Annotated in this window: 21 protein-coding genes; 9 read left to right on the top strand and 12 right to left on the bottom strand. The window is 60.5% G+C overall.

Annotation, left to right across the window (positions count from 1 at the left end; all coding sequences use genetic code 11):
• Positions 1–19 precede the first annotated feature (19 nt).
• From alc to AC1DTN_RS04415, 5 genes are all read right to left on the bottom strand, one after another.
• On the bottom strand, positions 20–1,042 hold the full coding sequence (gene alc / locus AC1DTN_RS04435) for an allantoicase (RefSeq protein ID WP_310386754.1): 1,023 nt from the start codon (positions 1,040–1,042) through the stop codon (positions 20–22).
• Entirely contained in the window at positions 1,043–1,540 is a 498-nt protein-coding gene (gene uraD / locus AC1DTN_RS04430) for a 2-oxo-4-hydroxy-4-carboxy-5-ureidoimidazoline decarboxylase (protein WP_442207043.1), read from the bottom strand.
• Entirely contained in the window at positions 1,540–2,463 is a 924-nt protein-coding gene (gene puuE / locus AC1DTN_RS04425; RefSeq protein WP_442207044.1) for an allantoinase PuuE, read from the bottom strand. Before puuE ends, uraD begins: the two co-directional genes overlap by 1 nt.
• A gap of 99 nt (positions 2,464–2,562) precedes the next feature.
• Positions 2,563–3,270 (bottom strand): DUF1045 domain-containing protein, encoded by a 708-nt coding sequence (locus AC1DTN_RS04420; protein WP_310386749.1) that lies wholly within the window; start codon positions 3,268–3,270, stop codon positions 2,563–2,565.
• Positions 3,271–3,386: 116 nt separating this feature from the next.
• Positions 3,387–4,565 carry an NAD(P)/FAD-dependent oxidoreductase gene (locus tag AC1DTN_RS04415; RefSeq protein WP_442207045.1) on the bottom strand — a complete coding sequence of 393 codons (1,179 nt, stop codon included), beginning with the start codon at positions 4,563–4,565 and terminating at the stop codon, positions 3,387–3,389.
• On the opposite strand from AC1DTN_RS04415, the gene mnmC2 reads away from it, so the two are divergent.
• The gene (mnmC2, locus tag AC1DTN_RS04410; protein WP_439016129.1) at positions 4,564–5,286 is read left to right on the top strand and encodes a tRNA (5-methylaminomethyl-2-thiouridine)(34)-methyltransferase MnmC2; all 723 of its coding nucleotides are present in this window, start codon (positions 4,564–4,566) and stop codon (positions 5,284–5,286) included. The genes AC1DTN_RS04415 and mnmC2 overlap by 2 nt on opposite strands.
• Here mnmC2 and AC1DTN_RS04405 read toward each other — a convergent pair.
• Entirely contained in the window at positions 5,280–8,717 is a 3,438-nt protein-coding gene (locus AC1DTN_RS04405) for a response regulator (protein WP_442207046.1), read from the bottom strand. The two genes, mnmC2 and AC1DTN_RS04405, sit on opposite strands and share 7 nt — an antisense overlap.
• 340 nt (positions 8,718–9,057) lie before the next feature.
• Here AC1DTN_RS04405 and AC1DTN_RS04400 point away from each other — a divergent pair, with 340 nt between their 5' ends.
• From AC1DTN_RS04400 to AC1DTN_RS04390, 3 genes are all read left to right on the top strand, one after another.
• A complete protein-coding gene (locus AC1DTN_RS04400) occupies positions 9,058–9,375 on the top strand; it encodes a hypothetical protein (RefSeq protein ID WP_439016131.1) in 318 nt (105 codons plus the stop codon).
• Positions 9,376–9,447: 72 nt separating this feature from the next.
• On the top strand, positions 9,448–10,575 hold the full coding sequence (locus tag AC1DTN_RS04395) for a DNA alkylation repair protein (RefSeq protein WP_439016132.1): 1,128 nt from the start codon (positions 9,448–9,450) through the stop codon (positions 10,573–10,575).
• A 206-nt stretch (positions 10,576–10,781) separates the two neighbouring features.
• Entirely contained in the window at positions 10,782–12,509 is a 1,728-nt protein-coding gene (locus tag AC1DTN_RS04390) for a DEAD/DEAH box helicase (protein ID WP_477920068.1), read from the top strand.
• Positions 12,510–12,519: 10 nt separating this feature from the next.
• Here AC1DTN_RS04390 and AC1DTN_RS04385 read toward each other — a convergent pair whose 3' ends face one another.
• Positions 12,520–12,831, bottom strand: a complete 312-nt coding sequence (locus AC1DTN_RS04385) for a hypothetical protein (protein WP_442207047.1) — start codon at positions 12,829–12,831, stop codon at positions 12,520–12,522.
• Between AC1DTN_RS04385 and AC1DTN_RS04380 the strand changes: the two genes are divergently transcribed.
• From AC1DTN_RS04380 to AC1DTN_RS04360, 5 genes are all read left to right on the top strand, one after another.
• Positions 12,809–14,218, top strand: coding sequence for a circularly permuted type 2 ATP-grasp protein (locus AC1DTN_RS04380; RefSeq protein ID WP_113185316.1), 1,410 nt, complete (start codon positions 12,809–12,811; stop codon positions 14,216–14,218). The genes AC1DTN_RS04385 and AC1DTN_RS04380 overlap by 23 nt on opposite strands.
• A complete protein-coding gene (locus tag AC1DTN_RS04375) occupies positions 14,218–15,159 on the top strand; it encodes an alpha-E domain-containing protein (protein WP_113185317.1) in 942 nt (313 codons plus the stop codon). Before AC1DTN_RS04380 ends, AC1DTN_RS04375 begins: the two co-directional genes overlap by 1 nt.
• Positions 15,160–15,171: 12 nt before the next feature.
• Positions 15,172–15,996 (top strand): transglutaminase family protein, encoded by an 825-nt coding sequence (locus AC1DTN_RS04370; protein WP_113325155.1) that lies wholly within the window; start codon positions 15,172–15,174, stop codon positions 15,994–15,996.
• 191 nt (positions 15,997–16,187) lie between these two features.
• Positions 16,188–17,246 (top strand): HD domain-containing phosphohydrolase, encoded by a 1,059-nt coding sequence (locus AC1DTN_RS04365; RefSeq protein WP_442207048.1) that lies wholly within the window; start codon positions 16,188–16,190, stop codon positions 17,244–17,246.
• 153 nt (positions 17,247–17,399) lie between these two features.
• Positions 17,400–17,993 (top strand): nucleotidyltransferase family protein, encoded by a 594-nt coding sequence (locus AC1DTN_RS04360; protein WP_442207049.1) that lies wholly within the window; start codon positions 17,400–17,402, stop codon positions 17,991–17,993.
• A gap of 199 nt (positions 17,994–18,192) precedes the next feature.
• Here the strand turns inward: AC1DTN_RS04360 and araD are convergent, their stop codons facing one another.
• From araD to mmsA, 5 genes are all read right to left on the bottom strand, one after another.
• Positions 18,193–19,932, bottom strand: coding sequence for an L-arabinonate dehydratase (gene araD, locus AC1DTN_RS04355; protein WP_113325151.1), 1,740 nt, complete (start codon positions 19,930–19,932; stop codon positions 18,193–18,195).
• Between the two features lie 62 nt (positions 19,933–19,994).
• Entirely contained in the window at positions 19,995–21,428 is a 1,434-nt protein-coding gene (locus AC1DTN_RS04350; protein ID WP_007824693.1) for an aldehyde dehydrogenase family protein, read from the bottom strand.
• 61 nt (positions 21,429–21,489) lie between these two features.
• A complete protein-coding gene (araD1, locus tag AC1DTN_RS04345; protein WP_162748148.1) occupies positions 21,490–22,485 on the bottom strand; it encodes an AraD1 family protein in 996 nt (331 codons plus the stop codon).
• A gap of 107 nt (positions 22,486–22,592) precedes the next feature.
• Complete coding sequence (gene mmsB, locus AC1DTN_RS04340; RefSeq protein ID WP_113325148.1) at positions 22,593–23,804, bottom strand: multiple monosaccharide ABC transporter permease; 1,212 nt, start codon at positions 23,802–23,804, stop codon at positions 22,593–22,595.
• The gene (gene mmsA, locus AC1DTN_RS04335; RefSeq protein ID WP_310386720.1) at positions 23,801–25,339 is read right to left on the bottom strand and encodes a multiple monosaccharide ABC transporter ATP-binding protein; all 1,539 of its coding nucleotides are present in this window, start codon (positions 25,337–25,339) and stop codon (positions 23,801–23,803) included. Before mmsA ends, mmsB begins: the two co-directional genes overlap by 4 nt.
• Positions 25,340–25,346 lie beyond the last annotated feature (7 nt).

The following is a 25,346-nucleotide window of genomic DNA, read 5'->3' as shown; positions in this document are numbered from 1 at the left end:
GGCTGAAAGAGGAAAGAACTCAAGCCTTCACCCCATAGAGCCTGAGGCGCATCGTGCCGCCATCCGGATGCATGGCGTAGCGCACATGCGTGATGGGGCCGATATCGGCGATCGTATCGCTGCCATATTCATGGATGTGATCCATCTGCAGCTTGCTGCGCGGAAGGATCGGCTTCCAGTTTTCCGAAGCGGCAATATCGGCCTCCGAGAGCGTATCGCCGAGATCAGGCAGATAGGCGCCGAACAGTTCGCAAGTGTCGGGGAAATTGCCCTTGTAGAAGGCGGTGTCGACGATCACGCGCTTGATCGTGCCGGCATGACCGAGGCGGATGATCGCCCAGTCGTGACCCGGGCCGCGACGACGCTTGGTTTCCCAGCCGTCGCCCATGTTGAGGCCGCGGCCGGGGCCGAGCAGCTTGTCGGGATGGCCGTAATGCGCATCCGACCAGGCAAGCGACTTCGCGCCATTGAAGATATAGGCAAGGTCGATCTCCTCGCCCGCGCCGACCTTAGACCAATCGAAATAGGCCGAGCCATAGACGCGCAGACGCGCCACGCCACCGTCCGGGTAAATATGCAGGCGAAGATGCGTCCAGATCTTCTCCTTGTCGGCATTCTCGAAGAAGTGGTGGGCGCTGGAGCCGAGCGGCGATTTGGGCAGGATTTCCGTCCATGCGGTCGCGTCAGTCGGATCGCCGCTCTCGACGAAGGCCGCCTCGATCGAGCAATGCGGCGGATAGTTGCCGGTGAAATAGCTGGTATCGACATCGAAGCCAAAGATGCGACCCGGCATGGCGAGCTTCACGATTGCCCAGTCATGGCCGGGAACGCGCTTGCGACGGCTTTCCCAGCCGTCCATGTACTTGCCGTTATCGTCATAGAGATCCGGATCGAAGCTTGCCGGCACATCCTGCAGCATGCGCTCCAGCGGCGCGAAGAATTCGTCCGTGGCGTAGAGACCTTTGGCGCCGAGACGGGCCGAGGCAAGATTGATGGCGCCCGTGGCGAAAGCTGGCAGGCTGGTATCGGTCGTAGCGGTCATTCAGGTCTCCGGAAGCATGGATGTCAGGCGCAGCAACGCGATCTTTTCGACCTGCGCTGCCGCAGTCACGAATTCTTCGTCGCTGGTATTGTCGATCCGCTTTTCGAAAGCGGCAAGGATATCGTCCTTGTTCAGCCCCTTCACCGCGATGATGAAGGGAAAGCCGAATTTCTGCGTATAGGCGGAATTGAGCTCGGTGAAACGCGCATGCTCGGCAGGGCTCAACCGGTCGAGCCCGGCACCAGCCTGTTCCTTTTTGCTGTCTTCAGTCAGCTCACCCGATATCGCCAGCCGCCCGGCAAGATCGGGATGAGCACGCAAGACGCCGAGGCGCTCCTCCCTGCTCGCGGCGCGGAAAATGGCGACGAGCTCCGTGTGCACACGATCCACCGTCAGCTTGTCGCCGACGAAGCCATCGTCATAAGCCCGCTCGGCGATGAAGGGCGAATGCTCGAACACCCCGCCGAAACGGGATACAAATTCGTTGCGCGAAATCATCAGACTGTTTCCGGCTTGTGGTTCGCATGCCAGTGCCGCGCGATCTCGATACGGTGAGGGATCCAGACCTTGTCGTGCTTCAGCACATATTCCATGAAGCGCCTCAGCGACGCCACGCGTCCCGGCCGGCCGACGAGACGGCAGTGCAGACCGACCGACATCATCTTCGGACTCCCCTCCTTGCCTTCCTCGTAGAGCGTATCGAAGGCGTCCTTGAGGTAGGTGAAGAACTGGTCACCGGAATTGAAGCCCTGCGGCGTGGCAAAGCGCATGTCGTTGGTTTCGAGCGTATAGGGAATGATGAGGAAGGGATTTTCGTCGATGCCCTTCACCCAATAGGGCAGATCGTCTGCATAAGAGTCCGACGAATAAAGGAACCCGCCCTCCTCCTGCACCAGCTTCAGCGTATTGTCGGAGGGCTTGCCCTGATACAGGCCATAGGGCCGCTCACCCGTCAGCTCGGTATGCAGACGCACGGCTTCGAGAATGTGCTTGCGCTCCAGATCCTCGGGGAAATCCTTGTATTCCAGCCAGCGGTAGCCGTGGCTGGCAATCTCCCAGCCCGCTTCCTTCATGGCGGCCACCGCTTCCGGATTGCGGGCCATGGCAAGCGTCACGCCATAGACGGTCGCCTGCACCTTGAGATCGGTGAAAAGACGCCAGAGCCGCCAGAAGCCGGCGCGGGAGCCGTATTCGTAGATCGACTCCATGTTGAGATTGCGCTGGTTCGGCCAGGGCTGCGCGCCGACGATTTCAGACAGCAGGTTTTCCGAAGCCGGATCGCCGTCGAGGATGGAGCTCTCGCCGCCCTCCTCGTAATTGATGACGAACTGCACTGCGACGCGTGCCTCGCCGGGCCACTTCGGATCGGGCGTATTGCGCCCGTAGCCGATGAGATTGCGCGGATAGGTCTCGGATACCATCAAATCACCTTTTGAAAAGACAGGTGAAACGGTAGCATCCGTGAGCGGAATGTCGAGCCGTAAAAGTGCGTAACTGGCCTTCGGCCCGAGGCGCGCGCCTCAGGCGATTTTGCGCGCGCTGACCTTGCCCATCGGATGCAGCGAGTGCACACGGAACGGGCCGCCGGTGCCCTCCTCGATCATCAGCGCGACATTCGAGACCGTCACCGGTTCGGCAAGCACCGGATCGAACAGTGACCGCAGTGCCTGCTCGATACGCGGCATGTCGACCGCGTTGACCGGACCTGTGACCGGCATATGAAAGCGGAACTCGTCCATCACGTAGGGATTACCCCAGCGATGCAGGTTCGTGAATTGCGCGGCCGACAGTCCATCCGGATCGCTGCGCTCGATATCCGCCTCGGAGAGCGGCGCACGAAACCGGTCGAACTCCTGGACGATAGCAGATGCGAGGTAGTGAACCTGATCGCAAGGACGGATCGGTGACAGGCTGTAGAACGTGCCGAGGCGCGCAACTTCCAGACGCGGAATCTGGAAGGGCGAAAGCGTCCCGCAAAAGCGCATCAGATCGCGCAGCAGTTGCGATTCGGAAACCTCGGGCGAGAGGTGGAAAGGGGCCTTCAGCACGCCGTGAAACCCATAGCGACGCGGCACTGCCGTATGAAAGGCGATCTCATGGATCCCGAGGCCGCGGATTGCCGGGGGCTCGACCATATCGCCTGAAAATACGTTGCGGCCAAGCCAATTGGCCGCCACATGCGAGAGCGGATCGCTCGCGGGGGGCGTGAAGCAAATGGCATAGCGCATGCGATTTCCTCCATCGGATGAAATGAGCGCAGGATCACGTCCCGCGCCGTCGATGCGCAAGCAGATAGGTGATTTGCATGACAGAATAACGAAGCGGAGCGGCCTCTAATTCACGTTTAACGTGAAGAGATTGTGATGTGGTTTGAAATTGCAAAGCTTTCCGGCAACAAAAATTCTGCATTTGCATCGCTTGCAATGCATATCGCCGCTTCCGCCAGCCGATGCGCGAGCCCGAAACTGACCTTGAAACCACCCGTCAGGGCGATGAGATTGTGATTCTCCGGATGCGCGCCGACCATTGGATCGCGGTCGATCGCCTTGGGACGCAATCCGGCCCAGCGCTCGATGACAGACGCATCGCGCAGCACAGGAACCATGTCGCGGGCGGCTTCGATCAGCGCGTCGAGTTGCTCATCGGTGGAAAACGGATCGGCAAAGCTGTTCTCGCTGGTGCTGCCGACAGCCACATGCCCGCCCTCATGCGCGACGACATAGAGCCCATCGCGGAAGATTGTCGGCAAGGCGGGGTCGATATCGGCGGCAAGCAGCGCCGCCTGCCCTTTCACGGCTTGCCCGAGAGGTTTCCGCAACCCGGGCGTCAGTTTTTCCAGAAAGGGAAACGAGCGATATCCCGCTGCGAGGATGCAGCGGCCGAAGGCGATCGTCCCGCCGTCGATCGAGGCCGTTCCCCGCGCCGGATCGAGCTCTGCTATTTCCGTATTCTCCAGCATCCGCACATGCCCTGCGTTGCCCAGAAAGGCGACAAGTGCTGCCACCAGCGAGCGTGGCGCGACACGAGCGGCAAGCGTGTCATGCACGAAACCGCTCTCGCCAGCGGCCGGATCGATCCAGCCTTCACCGGGTGGTCTATCCAGCACATGCCAATGGAAACGCCGCTCTCCCGCTCTCCAGTGAGCCTCCGCATCCTTGGAATGGCCAAGGGCGATCTCGCGCAGATGCGGCTTCGGCAGCGGGATGAGCCGGCCGGAGCGCCGATAGCCGGCCGAGAGCCCGGTCGCCTCCTCGATAGCGGCAATTTCCGCCTCCAGCGAAACCAGCGCATCGAACTGGAACTGCTTCTTTTCCGACCAGCGATTCGGCATATGCGGCATCAGGGCGCCGAGCAGTCCGCCGCTTGCGCCACTGCCGAGATGCCTGGCGTCGGCAAGCACCGTTTTTATGCCGCGGCGCTCGGCATGAACGGCTGCCCACAGGCCCATAATGCCGCCGCCGACAATGAGGAGATCGATCGATGATTGACCCGAGGCCGGGGCGGGATTATCGGCTTTTTCCATGACAGACATCAATCCCGATCAGATCGGCGCGGGCAAGCCGCAGCCCCTCGAATGGCGCGACGGCGATATGCCCTATTCGACCGCCTTTGGCGACCATTTTTATTGCCAGACCGATGGAAGGCTGGAATGCGGCCACGTCTTCCTCTCGGGAAACGGCCTGCCTGATCGATGGAGCGGCCACCCAACGTTTCTCATTGGCGAACTCGGCTTCGGCACCGGGCTGAATTTTTCCGAGACCTGGCGGCAATGGAAACTCTACCGCCAGCCCGGACAGCATCTGCATTTCATGTCCTTCGAGCTCTATCCGATGCGCCGCGCGGAAATCGACCGCGCGCTGGCACATTGGCCGGAAATCGATGCCGAGCGGCAGGCGCTCGCCGCCATCTGGCCGGATATTCCCAAAGGCATCGTCTCGCTCGATCTGGATGAGCAGACGAGGCTCAGCGTCGTCTGCGGCCGTGCGATCGATGGGGTTTCTGAAGCCGCTCCCGGATTCGACGCCTGGTATCTCGACGGCTTCGCCCCATCGCGCAACAGCGATATGTGGTCGGAAGAACTGATGCGTCTCGTCTGCGAAAAGACTGCTGCTGGCGGAAGTTTCGCGACCTATGCCGCCGCGGGTTTCGTGCGCCGCAATCTCGCGGCCGCCGGCTTTATTGTCGAGCGTCGCAAGGGGTTCGCCGGCAAGCGGGAAATGCTCTGCGGGGTAAAGCCTCAGTAGCCGGAGCGGCCCGGCTGCAATTCGCCACCACCAAGCCACTGGCGAATCTTGTCTTCCAGAAGTTCCGGGCTGATCGGCTTGGACATGTAATCGTCCATGCCGGCATCGAGGCAAAGCTCGCGGTCGCTTTCCAGCGCATGCGCGGTGACACCGATAACGGGCACGCGATGCCCCTGCCCCTGTTCCCTCTCGCGGATCAGCCTGGTCGCCTGATGGCCGTTCATGACGGGCATCGAGACATCCATCATGATCAGCCGCGGAGTATGACGCTCCCAGGCCTCCACCGCTTCCTCGCCGTTGTTGACGACGAGGAAGGAAAGCCCGGTTCCCTGCAGGATCTGCGTGAAGACGATCTGGTTGACCTCATTATCCTCGGCGACGAGCACATCGACGAAATCGGCAGCTCGTCTTTGCGGAGCAGGTGCAGGTGCGGGTGCCGGCGGCGGCACCTCGATCTCTTTCTGCAGCCGCGCAATCTCGGCCTCGGAGGCCTGTTTGACGCGGCTTGCCCGCACCACCTCGACGACCGTATTGCGCAACAAGTTGGCGCGCGCCGGTTTCATCAGATGCGCATGGCCGTTCAGCGCCGCAAACTCCTTCTCCGTTCCGGAAATATCCATCGAGGTCAGGAAGATGATCGGCAGCTCCACGAAACGGCTATCAGCGCGAAGGCGGCGGGCGACTTCGGCGCCGTTCATGTCGGGCATATGATAATCGAGCACGACGGCATCGACCTTGATGCCGAGATCAGTGGCAGCCTCCAGAATGGCAAAGCCCGTGGCGCCACCCTCTGCGGCAACGCCGTCAAAGCCCCAGAGGCCGAGCTGTTCGGTGAGGATCCGGCGATTGACCTCATTGTCGTCGACGACGAGGATGCGCGCACCCTGCACGTTGATCGGCAAAGGCTTCGGCTCGATGCGGGCGGCGGCAACGGCGAAAGGCAGCTTGACGGTAAAGACCGAGCCCTTGCCCCATTCGCTTTCAACATCGATGTAACCGCCGAAGAGATCGACGAGACCGGCGGTGATTGCCAGGCCTAGGCCCGTGCCCTCATGCCGCCGGGTCGATGAGGCATCGACCTGCGAGAATTTGTCGAAGACCGTTTCCACCTTCTCGGGCGGAATGCCGATGCCGGTATCCTCGATGCGGATGCTGATCATGATCTCGCCGCCGGCGGATTGCTCCGAGCCGATATCGACGAAGACATGGCCGCGCTCCGTGAATTTCACCGCATTGCCGACGAGGTTCGTAACGATCTGGCGGAAACGCCCGGCATCGCCGATGACGGCTGCAGGCAGATCGGGTGCCGCGCGCACCAGAAGCTCGATATCCTTCTCGGCTGCGGGCGAGGAAAGCAGCGTCGCCACATCCTCGACAGCCTCGATCAGATCGAAGGCCGCCTTGCGCAGCTTCATCTGCCCGGCATCGATCTTCGAGAAATCAAGGATGTCGTTGATGATCGTGAGCAGCGCATTGCCCGACTTGACGATGATGTCGACGAAGGTCTTCTGGCGGGTATCGAGATTGGTCTTGGCAAGCAGTTCCGCCATGCCGAGCACGCCGTTCATCGGCGTGCGGATCTCATGGCTCATATTGGCAAGGAATTCCGACTTGGCGCGGTCTGCGGCCTCGGCGCGCGACAGAAGCTGCGTCAGTTCCTCCTCGCGCCGTTTGAGCTCGGTAACGTCAGTGAATAGTGCCACCCAGTGCTGCCGTTCGCTGATGGTGGCTTCCATGTTCACCCAGCGCTCGCCGCCGACGTGGAAGACAGTGGAGATCGGCTGACGCGCGGCGATATTGGCACGCCACCCCTCCAGCGTTTCGACCGCCTGGTCGTGGAAATCGCCGCGATTGGCGCAGAAGTGGAAGAGATCGATCCATTCCCGGCCAACTTCCGTCAGTTCGGCCGGAATGCGCAGCACCTCGGCTAGCCCGTCATTGGAAAGCTTGATCAGGCCGTCCTGGACGATCGCAAGCCCCTGCGGCATGGCATGCGTCGCATCGCGCATCATTTCGCCGAGATTTTCCAGCGCCGCACGAGCCTCGTGGATTTCCCTCTCGCGCTCACGCACCGAGGAAATATCGGAATAGGTCAGCAGGATACGGTTGCTGGAAATGCGCCGGCTGTCGAAAATGACCGACTTGCCCGCGGCCCAGTCAAGCTCGATCGGCTCCGGATTATCAGCCTCGAAAAGCCCCTTGCGAAATCCGTAGATCTCTTCCGGTGTCTGCGTCTCACCATAGCGGCCGAGTTCGTAATTGCGCTTGATGACATCGATGAACGGCCGCCCATCGAAACGGTCGTCGAGCGGCAGCTCCCAGATGCTGTAGAACTCATCATTGACGTAGAGAATGGTGTGGTCGTTGTCGAGGATGAGCACGCCGACCGGAAGCGAGCGCAGGATGCTCTCGATTTCCTGATGCAGCACTTCCTCATGCTTGCGCGCCTCGATCAGTTCCTTCTCGCGCGCCTTCAGGGGCGTGATGTCGGAGAAGGAGCCGACGACATAGTGCTTGCCATCAGGTGTTACGACCCGGTTGACACGGGAGATCACCTGGAAGATTTCGCCGTCGGTATTCGGCAGGTAGCTCTCGACCTCGATCAGCGCGCCGTTTTTCAGCGCCCGCAGGTTTTCCCGGTAGATCGCCTCACCCGCCTCCTGCCCGAACATGTCGTGCTCGGTCAGGCCGAGCACCTTGGAGCGGGCATGGCCGGTGAAGGTCTCGTAATATTGGTTCGCATAGACCAGCCGGTGGTCCTCGTCTCGCACGAAGGCGGCGACCGGGAGATCCTCCATGATGGTGCGCAGCAGATCGCGCTCCCGCACACTTTCATGCCAGGCGGTCTCACCCACAGGCGCAGGCTTGCTGCCACCAGGCGCAGACTTGCTGCCGTCTGGCGCATACCTGCTGCCATCAGGCGCATACTTGCTGCCACTCCGATAGGCGGCATTGACGATCAGCGGCCGGCCGTCATCGGCAAAGATGCCGATCGGATGATCGAGATTTTCGAGCGCCTCGCGGATGCGGCCGAGATCGGTCGCCATCGTATCCGCCACCTCAGGAATGGCGCGGCGCGGTTCGCGTGCATCGAAGATGCCGAGCACATAGGCCCGGTCCTGGGAAGGCGAAAAGCTCTCGATCAGCACGCGCTCATGGCTGAGGCCTGCGGCATCGAATGAAATGGCGCTCTCTTCCGTACCGAACACCAGCGCACGGCGTTCGCGATCCTCGCGCTCCTCTTCTTCCGGCCGGTCGAAGAGTTCGCGGCTGCGCCGCCCGATGAAATCGGAAATCTCGCGACCAAAGAAGCGGGCATAGGCCTCGTTGACGGCGACATAGCGGAGTTCGCTGTTTTTGACATAGGCCGGGGTATCCAGATCAGCGATCCGGCGGCAGGCCAGCTCCAAGAGTTCCCCGGTAAAATTCAAAAAATCTTCACTCCCGCAATGAACGAAATATCTCCTAGAACAACTATAACGCCAAGGCTTTTAACAAGCTGTTAACCATAAAATTCCACTGGCAAAAATTCCAAGCCGGCTCATGAAGTTGATGAATCAGAGTGACAATAAAGGCTTGCACGAAACTGAAATGATTTGAAGATTCACCAAGAAACCCGCCACCGGGCCACAGGGTGGATCCCGGCCCGGCAATGGTCAAGCATGGAGAAAATTTAATCCCGACGCGGCTTGCGCGACCATCAGCGCGCCGCGATCGGCGCCGATTCTGGCAATGGCTTCAATGACGAGCCTACCACGAAAGGAATTCGACATGTCCGTTCTTCATAAGACAATGGCGGCGGGCCTGATTGCACTGACATTTGCCGGCGCTTCGCTGGCAACGGCCGGGACTGCAAACGCCCATTCCGGCAATGCCTTCTGGGGCGGCCTTGCCGGTGGTGTCGTCGGCGGCGTTGTGGGTGGAGCGATCGCCTCGCGTCCCGCTTACCCTGGACCCTATGCTTATTATCCACGACCTTATGCCTACTATCCGGCCTATCCCGCCTATTACGGTCCGCGCTACTGCCATCCCGAATGGCGTTACGATCGCTGGGGCCAGCCCTATCGCATTGAAGTCTGCAGGCGCTGAGGGCTTTCCCGGCTCCGCTTGACCTCCCACCAGCATCGGGCCATGCATCGCATGACCCGAGGGAGGAATGTGATGCCGGAACCACTCAAGAACCTTCTCCACCCGGCGCTCGTACGCGCGATGGCTGAGATCATCGCCGCCAACGCGCCCTCCTTCGACCGCGACCGCTTCACCGCACTTGCAACTGATGGCATCGAATCGCTGGAGCTCATGGAGCGCGCAGCACTGATCCGCGACGCGCTCTTTGCGACCCTGCCCGAAAACTTCCCCGAGGCGGCAGCCATTCTCGCTGCAAGCCTGCCGACCACCGGCAAGATTGGGCTGACGGGCTGGATGCTGCTGCCCATCAATCAGTTCATCGCGGCGCGCGGCATCAGAGATTTCGATATCGGTCTTGACCTTCTGAAAGCGCTGACGCCGCATTTCACGGCGGAGTTCGGCATCCGCCAGTTCATCCATCAGGATCAACAGCGAGCGCTGGCGACGATCGCTCGCTGGGTCGATGACGCCAACCACCATGTCCGCCGGCTGGCGAGCGAAGGCACCCGCCCGCGCCTGCCCTGGGCGATGCGCCTGCCGCAGTTGATCAAGGACCCTTCTCCCATCCTGCCGATTCTGACTGCGCTGATGGACGATCCCGAAGACTATGTTCGCCGTTCAGTGGCAAACAGCCTGAACGATATCGCCAAGAATCATCCGGATCTCGTCGCGTCCTTCATCGCCGAGCATATCGAAGGCGCTTCTGCCGAGCGCCGCTGGCTGCTGAAACATGCTTCCCGCACCCTTCTGAAAAAGGGCCATGCCCGGGCGCTCGCCAACTTCGGCTTCGGCGCGGCCGCTTCGCTGGAGTGCAATTTGCTGCTCGCGAACCCGGCAGTGCTTTTCGGCGAAGGGCTGGATTTCGAGATCCGCCTGCGCAATGCCGGCGATATCGCGCAATCCCTGATGATCGACTACGCGATCCACCATGTGAAGGCCGACGGCTCGCTCTCTCCCAAGGTCTTCAAATGGAAGACCGTCACGCTGGAAGCGGGCGAAGACCATATCGTGCAGCGCCGCCACGCCATGCGGCCGATCACGACGCGGCGCTACTATCCCGGCGAGCATCGCATCGTCATTCTCGTCAACGGCACCGAGACGGCCTCGGGAAATTTCGTCCTTTCCATGCCCTCTGAGGTCATTGTCGGCCGATCCCCTTGACTTTCAGTGGGAAATAGACCACATGGCGCTCAGCTTTCACCTTCCGGCCGCCGCGTGAGCGTGCCACTGCGATAGACGCTGAAGAAGGACAGAGCGCATTCTGATAATGCCGCACCCAAGAGCGGCAAGACGCGCTGGAAGCTTTTTCCAACTTACAAGTTCCCATTTCACGCGGGGTTCTTGACGCCAGATTAACACCGGACCGCATTCGGCGATCCGGCGTTTTCGTTTGGCGCGCCCTAAAAGGTTATGACTTGACCAATTTTGAATCGCTCGGTGTCTCCAAGCCGGTCGTCGCCACTCTGTTCCAGCTCGGCATCGAAACGCCGACGCCCATCCAGGAACAGGCTATCCCACTCCTCATTCAGGGCCGTGACCTGATCGGCCTTGCCCAGACCGGCACCGGCAAGACGGCCGCCTTCGGCCTGCCGCTCATCGAGCGCCTGCTCAAGGAAGAAAAGCGTCCCGACAACCGCTCCGTCCGCACGCTGATCCTGGCGCCGACACGCGAACTGGTGAACCAGATCGCCGACAGTCTCAGAAATTTCATCCGCAAGTCGCCGCTGCGCATCAACGTCGTCGTCGGCGGTGTCTCCATCAACAAGCAGCAGCTTCAACTCGAGCGCGGCTCCGACATCCTCGTTGCCACTCCCGGCCGCCTGCTTGATCTCTGCAACCGCAATGCCATTACACTGACGGCTGTGCGCTACCTCGTGCTCGATGAAGCCGACCAGATGCTCGATCTCGGCTTCGTGCATGACCTGCGCAAGATCGCCAAGATGGTGCCGAAGCGCCGCCAGACCATGCTCTTCTCGGCAACCATGCCGAAGGCGATTGCCGATCTCGCCGGCGACTACCTGACCGATCCGGTTACGGTCCAAGTGACGCCTCCGGGCAAGGCTGCCGACAAGGTCGAGCAGTATGTGCACTTCGTTCCCGGCAAGAACGACAAGACGGTTCTCTTGAAGAAGTCGCTGACCGAAAACCCTGATGGCCGCGCCATCGTCTTCCTGCGCACCAAGCACGGCGCTGAAAAGCTCGCCAAGCATCTGGAGCAGGTCGGCTATTCCGTCGCCTCCATCCATGGCAACAAGAGCCAGGGCCAGCGCGAACGTGCGCTGAAGGGCTTCCGCGACGGCGCCATCAAGACGCTGATCGCAACCGACGTCGCCGCTCGCGGCATCGATATCCCTGCCGTCAGCCACGTCTTCAACTACGACCTGCCGGAAGTGGCGGAAGCCTACGTCCACCGCATCGGCCGCACGGCCCGTGCCGGCCGCGACGGCATTGCGATTGCCTTCTGCGCACCCGACGAAGCCCGCCTGCTGCGCGACATCGAAAAGCTGATGGGTATCGACATTGCCGTTGCCAGCGGCGAACCGCCGGCTGACATGCGTGCCGCTCCCCGTAGCAACAATCGCGGCCGTGGCCAGAACCAGCAGCGCGGCCCAGGTGGTCGTGGTGAAGGTGGCCGTGGTGAAGGTGGCGAGCGTCGCGAAGGTGGCCGTCGTGAAGGCGGACGCAGCGAAACCCGCAATGGCGGCCGTCCCGCCGGCCATGGTGACCGCCGTCCGCGTAACGATGGCGACGTCACTGAAGTGCGCGCCGGCGAAGAGCGCCGCGCGCGCCCTCAGCACAACAACCGCAATCAGGATTTCCGTGGCCAGCGCCGCAATGAGCAGGCTCCGGATCACGGCCCGGACAATGATCTGGTTTCGACCTCGGATTTCCGCCCTGCCCGCAATCAGCAGCAGCGCCTGGCTCAGCCGGCTGAGGCAACCGGTCATCATCGCGGTAACAAGCAGCACGTCCATGGCCGCCCGCCGCGCAATCACGGCGACCAGCAGCCGCAGGGCGAACAACGCCGCGAGGGCAATGGCGGTCTGCGCCGCAAGGGCCGCAATGGCGGCGGCCCGCGTCGCGAACGCGCTTAAGCTAGTGATATCAGTGAGGGCCGGAGCGATCCGGCCCTTTTCTTTTGGCCGTCCTTCGGTCACCGGCACGGGCAGAGTTTGATCCGTCGCCCGGGCAGGAAATAATCACCTGCTCATCTTTTGTGCGCGACGTCAGGATTGACAGGAATCCGCCTCGCGCCAGATTTTGATAAATGCCCAGTTTTTCACCGGTTTTTCGCACTGCAGAAGATTTTATGAATCTTCCATGCGAACTGTGCATGGTTCTTGCATTGCCTTTTGCGTTGTATTCAAATGAAGAAAAAAGGGGAGCCACACCTTTGGCATTTGATGAAATGATCACCGGAGACGAAAGTCCCCGTACGCCATATGAAAAATACTTTGAGTGGTACAACAGCCAAGACCGGGCACATCTGATTTCAAAGTCCCGCGACGCTGAAAACATCTTCCGCAAAACCGGCATCACCTTCGCGGTTTACGGCCACGCCGACAGTTCCGAAAAGCTCATCCCCTTCGACATTATCCCGCGCATCATCTCCGCCCGCGAATGGCGAAAGCTCGCTCAGGGTATCGAGCAGCGGGTGATCGCGCTCAACGCTTTCCTCGATGATATCTACCACAAGCAGGAAATCATTCGCGCAGGCCGCATCCCGCGCGAGCTGATCGAAAAGAACGTTGCATTCCTGCCCGAGATGATCGGCTTCCGGCCGCCCGGCGGCGTCTACACTCATATCGTCGGCACGGATATCGTGCGCACCGGCGAGGACCAGTTCTATGTGCTGGAGGATAATGCCCGCACGCCCTCGGGCGTCAGCTACATGCTGGAAAACCGGGAAACCATGATGCAGATGTTCCCGGAGCTCTTCCATGAGAACAAGGTGCAGCGAGTCGAGGACTATCCCTATCTCCTGCGCCAGAGCCTGGCTTCGCTGGCACCTCCCGGCTGCAAGGGCAAGCCGCGCGTCGCCGTTCTGACGCCCGGTATCTATAATTCCGCCTATTATGAACATTCCTTCCTCGCCGACACGATGGGTGTCGAGCTCGTCGAAGGCTCGGATCTCCGCGTCATCGACGGCAAGGTGAAGATGCGCACGACGCGAGGCTATGAGGCGATCGATGTGCTCTATCGCCGGGTCGACGACGACTTCCTCGATCCCCTCACCTTCCGCCCGGAATCGGCCCTCGGCATTCCCGGCATCATGGATGTCTACCGCTCCGGCAATATCACCATCGCCAATGCACCCGGCACCGGTATTTCCGACGACAAGGCGATCTATTCCTACATGCCCGAGATCGTCGAGTTCTATACGGGCCGCAAGCCGATCCTCGAGAACGTGCCGACCTGGCGCTGTTCGGAAGCATCAAGCCTGAAATATGTGCTGGAGCACCTGGAAGAACTGGTCGTCAAGGAAGTGCACGGCTCCGGCGGCTACGGCATGCTCGTCGGCCCGACCGCTTCCAAGAAGGAACGCGTCGATTTCGCCGAGAAGCTGAAGGCAAAGCCCAGCAATTACATTGCCCAGCCCACACTTTCGCTGTCCACCGTTCCGATCCTCGTCAACAAGGGTATCGCACCCCGCCATGTCGACCTGCGCCCTTACGTGCTGGTCTCCGACAAGGTGCAGATCATTCCGGGGGGGCTCACCCGCGTGGCGCTGAAGCAAGGCTCGCTGGTGGTCAATTCCAGCCAGGGCGGCGGCACCAAAGACACCTGGGTATTGGAGGACTGATGCTCGGAAGAACTGCAAACGGGCTCTACTGGATGTTCCGGTATATCGAGCGCGCCGAGAATATTGCACGTCTCGTGGATGCCGGCCTGCGCATGTCGCTGACGCGCAGCGACGCCGGTGATGACAATTGGGACGGCGTGCTGCAAAGCGCCGGCGTGCGCGAACTCTATGACGAGACCCATTCGAAGCTGACCGGTCCTGATGTCATCGACTACATGTTGCGCGACCGCCAGAACGCGTCGAGCGTCATGTCCTGCATTGATTTCGGCCGCAACAACGCCCGCATGGTGCGCACCGCGCTGACGCGGGAGACCTGGGAAGCGACCAACGAATGCTGGATCGATCTCAAGGAACTGCTGTCGAAAAAACTGAAGGCAGCAGAACTGCCCGAGGTCATCGATGTCATCAAGCATCGCGCCGGCCTCATCCGCGGCGCCTTCCATGGTTCGATGCTGCGCAACGAGCTCTATAATTTCGCCCGCATCGGCACCTTCATCGAACGTGCGGACAATACGAGCCGCATCCTCGACGTGAAATATTACGTGCTGCTGCCCTCGATCTCGCAGGTAGGCTCTTCGGTCGACAACGTTCAGTGGGAGTCGATCCTGCGTTCGGTCTCCGCCCACCGTTCCTATAGCTGGGCCTATGACGGCGAATACCGCGCCATGAACATTGCCGACTTCCTGATCCTGAACGGTCAGATGCCGCGTTCGCTCGCCTATAGCTACGAGAAGATCGTCAGCAACCTCGGTTACATCGCCAAGGATTACGGCGAGCGGCTGGCCGCACATGATACGGCGGATGCCATTCGCGCCACGCTGCAGACATTGAAGATAAAGGATGTCATGGATCAGGGTCTGCATGAGTTTCTCGAGGATTTCGTCGCTCAAAACAACAAGCTCGGCAGCGAAATCTCCGATGGCTACCGGTTCTATGCTTAAGCGGGTCAGATCATGAAACTGAAGATCAGCCACCTCACCGAATACCGCTACGACGAACCGGCGCAGTTTTCCCTGCAGCGGCTGCGCCTGACACCACCGACCGCGATCGGCCAGACCGTGCTCAACTGGTCCCTCCATGTCGAAGGCGCCAAGCCGGAAGTCGAATATGACGACCAGTTCGGCAACCATGTGAACCTCGTCTCGCTGGAAGGCGAACAGCAGGTGACGCGCATTGTCGCCGAAGGCGAGATCGAGACCGAAGACCGCAACGGCGTGACCGGCCCCCATACCGGCTTCTGCCCGCTCTGGCTCTTCCTGCGCGATACGCCGCTCACCAAGGCAGGCAAACTGGTAAAGGAACTGACCAAGGGCGTGAGCGGTGAGAACGATCTTGCCCGCATGCATGCGTTGATGGCGGCGATCCACGAGGCAGTGGAATACAAGCCCGGCACCAGCAGCACCGAAACCACTGCCGAACAGGCGCTGGAGAGGAAGACCGGCGTCTGCCAGGACCATGCCCATATCTTCGTCACCGCGGCGCGCGCCCTGGATATTCCGGCGCGCTACGTCTCCGGCTATCTGATGATGGAAGAAAAGGTCGATCAGGCTGCCACCCATGCCTGGGGCGAGGCGCATATTCCAGGCCTCGGCTGGGTCGGCTTCGATCCTGCCAACGAGATCTGCCCGGATGACCGCTATGTCCGCATGGCCTCCGGCCTCTGCTATCGCGATGCGGCTCCCGTGTCGGGCATGCGCATCGGCACTCCAGGTGAAAAACTGTCGGTCACCGTAAAGGTCGAGGACAGCGACCAGATGCAGAGCCAAAGCCAGAGCTGACAAAAGCAGCCAATTTGCCGCGGCTTCTCTGCGTGCCGAAACACGCAATAATTGCTGTTGCAACCAATTCTCTACTTCGAGCTAACCCGATCTTAAACCGGCTGGCGGAAGCTGTGCGCTCATAAGGCCCGCATTTGTGGGCACCGGCGCACAGCGCGCCGGCCTGTTTTGAGATTTCAGCAGGTCGTTTTATGTCTCTTCTTATTATCGATGACAGCAAATCCAGCCTGCTTGCCCTTGAAACCGCCGTCCGCCGCTTCGCCAGCTGCGAGATCGAAAGCTTCACCAATCCGCTGGAAGCCCTCGAGCGCACGAGAACAGTCGAATTCGATCTCGTGCTGGTCGATTACATGATGCCCGAGCTCAACGGTATCACCGTGATCCACCGCCTGCGCAGCCAGCGCGGCTATGAAACCGTACCCATCGTGATGGTGACCTCCCAGACGGAACGCTCCGTGCGTCTGGAAGCGCTGGAGGCCGGCGCCACGGACTTCCTGGCAAAACCCTTCGATCCGCTGGAACTCGAGGCTCGCATCCTCAATCTTCTCGCCCTGCGCAGCGCCCAGCTTGCCCTCGTCGACCGTGCCCGCTCGCTCGATCAGGCTTTCCGCCGTGCCACCGAACGAGCCGATATCCGCGAGCAGGAGATCGTCTGGTGTCTGGCGCAGGCCATGGCCTCGCGTGACGGCAATACCGGCGATCACATCGAACGTGTCGCCAACATCGCCGAACTGATTGCCGAAGGCCTCGGCATGGACCGCATCCAGCGCCGCAACATCTATCTCGCCGCGCCCCTGCACGATATCGGCAAGATCGGCATTCCCGACGCCATCCTGCAGAAACCCGGCAAGCTGGAGCCGCACGAGATCGAGAAGATGCGCGAGCATGTGCCGATCGGCGTTTCGATCCTGCGCAACAGTTCCGCCGAGCTTTCGCGCGTCGCCACCGCCATCATCGGCGGCCACCACGAAAAATGGGACGGCACCGGCTACCCGCAGGGCCTTGCCGGCGAACAGATACCGATCGAGGCCCGCATCGTCGCCGTTGCCGATGTCTTCGATGCGCTCTGCTCCGAGCGGCCCTACAAGCAGGCATGGCCGATCGACAAGGCCTACCGGGAAATCATCGCCTGCAGCGGCACGCATTTCGATCCGGCTTGCGTCGCCGCCTTCCACCGCAAATGGCCGGCGATCCGTATGCTCTTCGAACAGCTTGAGGTGGAAGAAGACCGCCTGCGCTCCAGCGGTTGACACCCGATCGGCTTCCATAACGCCTTCTTCCACAGACCGGCGATCCGGTGCCGCCGGTCAAGTCTCTATCTCCCCGCAAAATCCCTGACTTTCGAACAGTTGGGATTTTCGGGATAACCGATTTGGGGAAGCTATTGGACAATAGGAGAGGCTATGTCGCTTAGCGAGCAGCAATTTATCGAGTCTGTCCGCCGGAACCCGATAAACGCCGAATTGCTAAGCCGGCTGGGCCTCCTCCGGATTCCTCAAGGCATTCTGACCGCCGGCTGCCTCGTGCAGACGGTTTGGAATCTAAAGTCGGGTTATGATCCTCAGCACGGGATAAAGGACTATGACGTCTTCTACTTCGACGACTCCGACCTGTCATGGGACGCCGAAGACGCTGTCATTCGCCGGGTGCAGCAGGCCGTCGCCGATCTACCTGTAAAGGTGGAGATCAAGAACCAAGCTCGGGTCCATCTCTGGTACAAGGACAAGTTTGGGGCGGAATATCCGACGTTGCAAAAGGCGGAGGATGGCATCGACCGTTACCTCACCCTTTGCACAAGGATCGGTATTCGCCTTAGCGACGGCAGCCTTTATGCGCCCGATGGCTTGGATGACATGTGGAATGGCATCCTGCGCCTGAACCCTCTCAATCCTCAGCGTGGCTTATTTCTGGATAAGTGCAATCAGTACCTGCAGCGATGGCCTTGGCTGACGATTGTCGATGACAAAATCGGCGATTGCGCTGCGCGGTCAAAATGAYGGTTGGCATTTCGCGCATTCAGCCTCTAGCGGAGTTCCTGACTTTCAAGACAAGGCGGCCAGCACCGAACTTTCCCGTAAATTTCTGTCGCAAAACCACCCGTAAGAGCCGGAGTTTCGCGACAGATATTTGCGAACATTTCAGCTAAAAGGCGGGGTTCTCACCCCGCCTTCCATCAATCTACGGTCGATACGTCCGTTAGTGGCTGTCCCTGCCGACAGCACTTCCACGACATCCCTTGAGGAAGTCGAGGTCGGCGCCGGTGTCGGCGCCTTCGACATGCTGCTGATGCAGGAAGGCGTAGCCGGACTTCGGCAGATCATGATTCGGCTGCCACTCGGCGAGACGCTTCGCCAGTTCCTCTTCGGAAATGTCGAGATGCAGACGACGGTTCGGCACATCGAGCTCGATCATGTCGCCATTTCTGACGACAGCAAGCGGGCCGCCGACAGCGGCTTCCGGCGAGGTATGCAGCACGACGGTACCGTAGGCGGTGCCGGACATGCGGGCGTCGGAAATGCGCACCATGTCGGTAATGCCTTTCTTGAGCACCTTGGGCGGCAGACCCATGTTGCCGACTTCGGCCATGCCSGGRTAGCCCTTCGGACCACAGTTCTTCATGACCATGATGCAGGTCTCGTCGATGTCGAGATTGTCATCATTGATCTTGGCCTTGTAGTCGTCGATGTCCTCGAAGACGACCGCCCTGCCCTTGTGCACCATCAGGTGCGGCGAGGCGGCAGACGGCTTCAGCACCGCGCCCTTAGGCGCGAGATTGCCGCGCACCACAACAATGCCGCCCGATGAGGTCAGCGCCTTTTCGGCCGGAAGAATGACGTCCTCGTTCCAATTGACGACGTCCTTGACTTCATCCCAGACGGTCTCGCCCGAAACCGTCACCGCATCCTTGTGCAGCAGGCCGGCTTCGCCGAGACGCTTCAGCACGACAGGCAAGCCGCCGGCATAGAAGAACTCTTCCATGAGGTACTTGCCCGACGGCATCAGGTTGACGATGGTCGGAACGTCGCGGCCGCAGCGGTCCCAATCGTCGAGCGTCAGGTCGACGCCGACACGGCCGGCCATGGCCAGCAGGTGGATGACGGCATTGGTCGAACCGCCGATGGCCGCATTGGTGCGGATGGCGTTTTCGAAGGCCTGCTTGGTCATGATATCGGAAGGCTTCAGGTCGTCCTTGACCATCTGCACGATGCGGCGGCCGGTCAGCTGCGCCATCACCTTGCGGCGGGAATCGACACCCGGGATCGCGGCATTGCCGGAGAGTGCCATGCCGAGCGCTTCAGCCATGGATGCCATGGTGGAAGCCGTGCCCATCGTGTTGCAGGTGCCCGACGAACGGCTCATCGACGCTTCGGCCTCGAGGAATTCGGCCTGCGTCATCTCGCCGGCCTTCACCATTTCGGAGAACTTCCAGAGATGCGTGCCGGAGCCGACGCGTTCGCCGCGGAAATAGCCGTTCAGCATCGGACCGCCGGTGACGACGATCGATGGCAGGTCGACGGAGGCAGCGCCCATCAGCAGCGACGGCGTGGTCTTGTCGCAGCCGACGAGCAGCACGCAGCCGTCCATCGGCTGGCCGCGGATCGCTTCTTCGACGGCGAGTGCGGCAAGGTTGCGATACATCATCGCGGTCGGGCGGAAAGTATTTTCGGATGCCGAGAAGACCGGCACCTCGAGCGGGAAGCCGCCGGCCTCCCAGACACCTGCCTTCACCTTTTCGGCAAGCTCGCGCAGATGACCGTTGCACGGCGTCATATCCGACCAGGTATTAAGGATACCGATGACCGGGCGGCCGTCGAACAGGTCGTGCGGATATCCCTGGTTCTTAAGCCAGCCGCGGTGGTAGATCACGTCGCGGCTCGTGCCGCCGTACCATTCCTGCGACCTCAGCTTGCGCGGCCATTCTGCTTTCTTCTTCATAATTTCTGTCCTTCAGGATATCCCCTGATCGCCTCGTACGATCAGGGTTATCGCACTTCGTCTCAAGCCAGCGTGTAGGCGGTCTTGACGGTTGTGTAGAATTCGGCGGCGTACTTGCCCTGCTCGCGCGGGCCGTAGGACGAGCCCTTGCGGCCGCCGAAGGGAACGTGGAAATCAACGCCGGCGGTCGGCAGGTTCACCATCACCATGCCGGCCTCGGAGTTGCGCTTGAAATGCGTCGCATGCTTGAGGCTCGTCGTGGCAATGCCCGCCGACAGGCCGAACGGCGTGTCGTTGGCAGTTGCCAGCGCCTCTTCGTAATCCTTCACGCGGATCACGGAAACGACAGGTCCGAATATCTCTTCGCGCGAGATGCGCATCTGGTTGGTCGCTTCGGTAAAGAGCGTCGGCTGCAGGTAGAAGCCGGGTGTTTCGCGCGAGATGAGCTCGCCGCCGAAGGCAAGCTTGGCGCCCTCTTCCTTGCCGATCTTGATATAATCGGTATCGGTCTGAAGCTGGCGGGCATCGACGACAGGGCCGATATGGGTGCCGGGCTTCATGGCATTGTCGACGACGACGGTCTTCAGCTTTTCGGTGAGTGCTGCAACGAACTTGTCGTGGATGCCCTCGGTGACGATCAGCCGCGACGACGCCGTGCAGCGCTGGCCGGTGGAGAAGAAGCCGGAATTGGCAGCGGCCTCGACGGCCACGGTCAGGTCGGCGTCGTCGAGCACGACCATCGGGTTCTTGCCGCCCATTTCCAGCTGGAACTTGCGGTTATGCTCGATGGAGGAGGTGGCGACGCGCCTGCCCGTGCCTGTCGAACCGGTAAAGGTGATGCCGGCAATGTCGGGGCTGTCGAGCATGGCCTGCCCCACGACCGAGCCCTTGCCCATGACGAGGTTCAGGACGCCCTTCGGCAGGCCCGCGCGGTGCAGGATATCCGCAATCGCCCAGGAACAGCCAGGAACCAGATCCGCCGGCTTGAAGACGACAGTGTTGCCATAGCAAAGCGCCGGAGCGATCTTCCAGGCCGGGATGGCGATCGGGAAGTTCCAGGGCGTGATGATGCCGATGACACCGAGCGGCTCGCGAGTGATCTCGACGCCAATGTTGGGACGCACCGAGGGAACAACCTCGCCGGCAAGGCGCAGTGCTTCGCCTGCGAAGAATTCGAAGATCTGCGATGCGCGGATCGTTTCGCCGATCGCTTCGGGAAGCGTCTTGCCTTCCTCGCGGGCAAGCAGAGCACCAAGCTCGTCCTTGCGTGCCATGATCTCGTCGCCGGCCTTCTTCAGGATGACGTGGCGCTCCCAGATGCCGGAGCGCGACCAGGCCGGAAAGGCGGCCTTGGCAGCAGCGATCGCAGCCTTGGCATCCTCGGCGCTCGCCTGAGCGTAGAGGCCGACGACCTCGTTCGTGTCGGACGGATTGATATTCTCGGCGGCATTGGTGCCGGTCCATTCACCGGCGATGAGATTCTGATGGACGGTCATGGGCCTTGGAGCCTCCTCTAGACAAATGACCGGCCGCTTGCATGGCGGCCGGTCTTGGAAATCAGAGCTGCTTGACGGCGATCTCTTCTTCGGCAGCAACCTTCAGCGGGTTGCGCAGCGGCAGGCCGAATTCGGCCACCTCGATTTCAAAGACATCGCCCTCTTCCGCCTTGATGCCATCGGCAAAGGAAAGCGTCGCCGTACCGAACATATGTACATGCACATCACCCGGCACGCGGAAGAGGCCATATTTGAAATGGTGATATTCCAGATTGACGAAAGTGTGCGACATGTTCGCTTCGCCCGACAGGAACGGCTTCTCGAAGATTACCTGGTTGCCGCGCTTGATGCGCGAGGTGCCACGGATATCCTCTGGAGCCACACCGATGCGGATTTCCGGACCGAAGCTTGCCGGACGCAGCTTGGAATGGGCGAGGAAGAGATAGTTGATCCGCTCGGTGACGTGGTCGGAAAACTCGTTCGACAGTGCAAAGCCGATACGGAACGGCGTGCCGTCCTTGGCGATGACATAGATGCCGGCCATCTCAGGCTCTTCGCCGCCGTCGAGCGCGAAGGACGGCGAAACAAGCGGGGCGCCCGGAGCAGCAGCGCCATAGCCATTGCCCTTGTAGAACCATTCGGGCTGCACGCCCTTCTGGCCGGCAGCCGGCTTGCCGCCTTCAAGACCCATCTTGAACATCTTCATGGAGTCGGTCAGCGTTTCCTCTGCCGCCTCGGAGGTCTTCTTGTGCATGGAATCGCGCGTCGCGGCGGAGCCCAGATGCGTCAGGCCCGTACCGGTCAGGTGCAGATGCGCGGCATCCGGATGGGTGATCGGCGGCAGGAAGCGTCCCTCGGCATAGGCCTTTTCAAGATCGACGGGTTCGCCATATCCGCGAGCCTCGATAACGGAAACGAGCGACTTGCCACTATCTGCGGCTTCCATCGCCAGAGCGTAGACGCTCACAGCACCCTTGACGGCCTTGGCGGCGGCACCCGGTTCGCGCACGGCGACGATGATCTCTCCGTTTGCGCCCTTGATCTGCGAAATAAGCACGGTCTTCATCCTTTTCGTTTGGCGATGACAAAGCTTCGCCGCTCCGGCTCCATCCGGAGCCGGAATTCAATTTTCATATGACTGCGATGCGGGGGCTGAGCCTAAACTCAGCCCTTGTTCTTATTATAGACGTCGAAGAAGACGGCAGCGAGAAGCACTGCACCCTTGACCATCTGCTGGGAGTCAGTGCCAAGGCCGTGGATCGACATGCCGTTGTTCATGATACCCATGATCAGAGCGCCGATGACAGCGCCGGTCACCTTGCCCACGCCGCCCTGTGCCGATGCGCCGCCGATGAAGCAGGCCGCGATCACGTCGAGCTCGAGGCCGAAGCCGCCCTTCGCCGTTGCCGAGTTGAGACGCAGCGCAACGATCAGACCAGCCAGACCGGCAAGCAGACCCATATTTGCGAAAGTGAGGAAGGTCAGCCGCTCGGTGTTGATACCGGAGAGCTTCGTTGCCTTCTCGTTACCGCCCATCGCGTAGATACGGCGGCCGATCGTCGTGCGACGCGTGATGAAAGCGTAAGCCGTGATCAGCACCAGCATGATGACGAGCACGTTCGGGAAGCCCTTGTAGATCGACAGCTGATAGCCGAGCGCCAGGATGGCGAGAGCGACGATGCCGTTCTGCGCAATGAAGAAGCCCAGAGGCTCGACGTCGTTGCCGTGCTTTTCGTTCGACTTGCGCGCGCGCCATGCCAGATAGACGAGGGTCACGGCGCCGATGACGGTCAGGATGATCGAGGTCGAGTTGATGCCGCCCATATCGAAAAGGTTGGGCAGGAAGCCGATGCTGATCAGCTGAAAGGCCGGAGGGAACGGACCGATGCTGGTGCCCGTTCCGGCTCCCGTCATCACGGTCAGTGTCAGGCCGCGGAAGACCAGCATGCCGGCGAGCGTAACGATGAAGGACGGGATCTTGTGATAGGCGACGAAATAACCCTGAACGCCGCCGACCAGCGCACCCACGGCCAGACAAATAACGGTCGCGAGCACATAGTTCATATGCCACTGCACCGTCATGACGGCGGCGATGGCGCCGATGAAACCGACGACGGAGCCGACCGAAAGATCGATATGGCCGGCAACGATCACCAGCAGCATGCCCAGCGCCATGACGACGATGAACGAGTTCTGCAGGATGATGTTCGTCAGGTTGAGCGGCCTGAAGAGAACGCCGCCGGTCGAGATCTGGAAGAACACCATGATCGCGATGAGCGCGATGAACATGCCGTATTCACGGATGTTGCCTCGAACAAATTCGCCGATGGAGACGACACGCCCTTGCTCGGTGATGGGTTGATTGATCGGCGTCATTGTTTCTTCTCTCCTGAGCGCATGATGGCGCGCATGATGGTTTCCTGGCTCGCTTCTCCCTTCGGCAGTTCCGCAACGATACGTCCTTCGTTCATGACGTAGATGCGGTCGCACGTACCAAGAAGCTCAGGCATTTCCGATGAAATCATCAGAACGCCTTTACCGTCAGCCGCGAGCTGGTTGATGATAGTATAGATTTCATATTTGGCGCCAACATCAATGCCGCGCGTCGGTTCGTCCAGGATCAACACTTCGGGATCCGAGAACAACCATTTCGACAGAACGACCTTTTGCTGGTTGCCGCCCGACAGGTTGACCGCTTCCTGGAAGATGCTGGAGGAACGAATGCGCAGCTTCGACCGATAGTCGGAGGCGACGCGCGATTCCCTGACACTGTCGATAACGGTGGCATTCGACACCGCTTCCAGATTGGCAAGCGTCGTGTTGTGAACGATTGTTTCGCCCAGCACGAGGCCAAGGTGTTTGCGGTCTTCGGTCACATAGGCGAGACCGGCGTCGATCGCCTTGCGCACCGTCGTCGTATCGACCTTCTTGCCGTCGACGAAGACGTCGCCGGTGATCTTGTGCCCATAGGACTTGCCGAAGACACTCATGGCGAATTCGGTGCGGCCGGCGCCCATCAGGCCCGCGATGCCGACGACCTCGCCCTTGCGGACATTCACGTTGATGTCGTGCAGGACCTGGCGGTCGCGATGCTGCTGGTGGAAGGCATTCCAGTTTTTGACTTCGAAGATCGTCTCGCCGATCGGCACGGAGCGCGGCGGATAACGGTCCGCGAGGTCTCGGCCCACCATGTTCTTGATGATGATGTCTTCGCTGATCTCGTCCTTGTGACAGTCGAGCGTCTTGACGGTCATGCCGTCGCGCAGGACCGTGATCTGGTCGGCGACCTTGCGGATCTCGTTCAGCTTGTGGGAAATGATGATCGAGGTGATGCCCTGCTTGCGGAATTCCATCAGCAGGGTGAGCAGCGCATCGGAATCGCTTTCGTTCAGCGATGCGGTAGGCTCGTCGAGAATGAGCAGCTTGACGCTCTTCGACAATGCCTTGGCGATCTCGACGAGCTGCTGCTTGCCGACGCCGATGTCGGTGACGAGCGTGTTCGGAGATTCCGCCAGGCCCACCTTGGCGAGCAATTGCTTCGTGCGATTGAATGTATCGCCCCAGCTGATGACGCCGTTCTTGGCGTTTTCATTACCGAGGAAGATGTTTTCGCCGATTGAAAGCTGAGGTACCAGCGCCAGTTCCTGGTGGATGATGACGATACCGATTTCTTCGGAATCCTTCAGGACCCTGAAGTTGCGCACATCGCCTTCATAGACGATGTCGCCATCATAGCTTCCTGCCGGATAGACGCCGGAGAGCACCTTCATCAGGGTCGACTTGCCGGCCCCGTTTTCGCCCACCAATGCATGGATCTCACCCTGACGAACCTTGAGGTTCACATTCTCGAGCGCCTTGACGCCCGGGAACGTCTTGGTGATGTTCCGCATTTCGAGGATTGTATTTTCCATGACTAAA

The organism is Rhizobium sp. 01T444, from assembly GCF_056398305.1.
The sequence above is the reverse complement of the archived record's forward strand: the minus strand, read 5'-3'. Positions and strand labels throughout refer to the sequence as shown.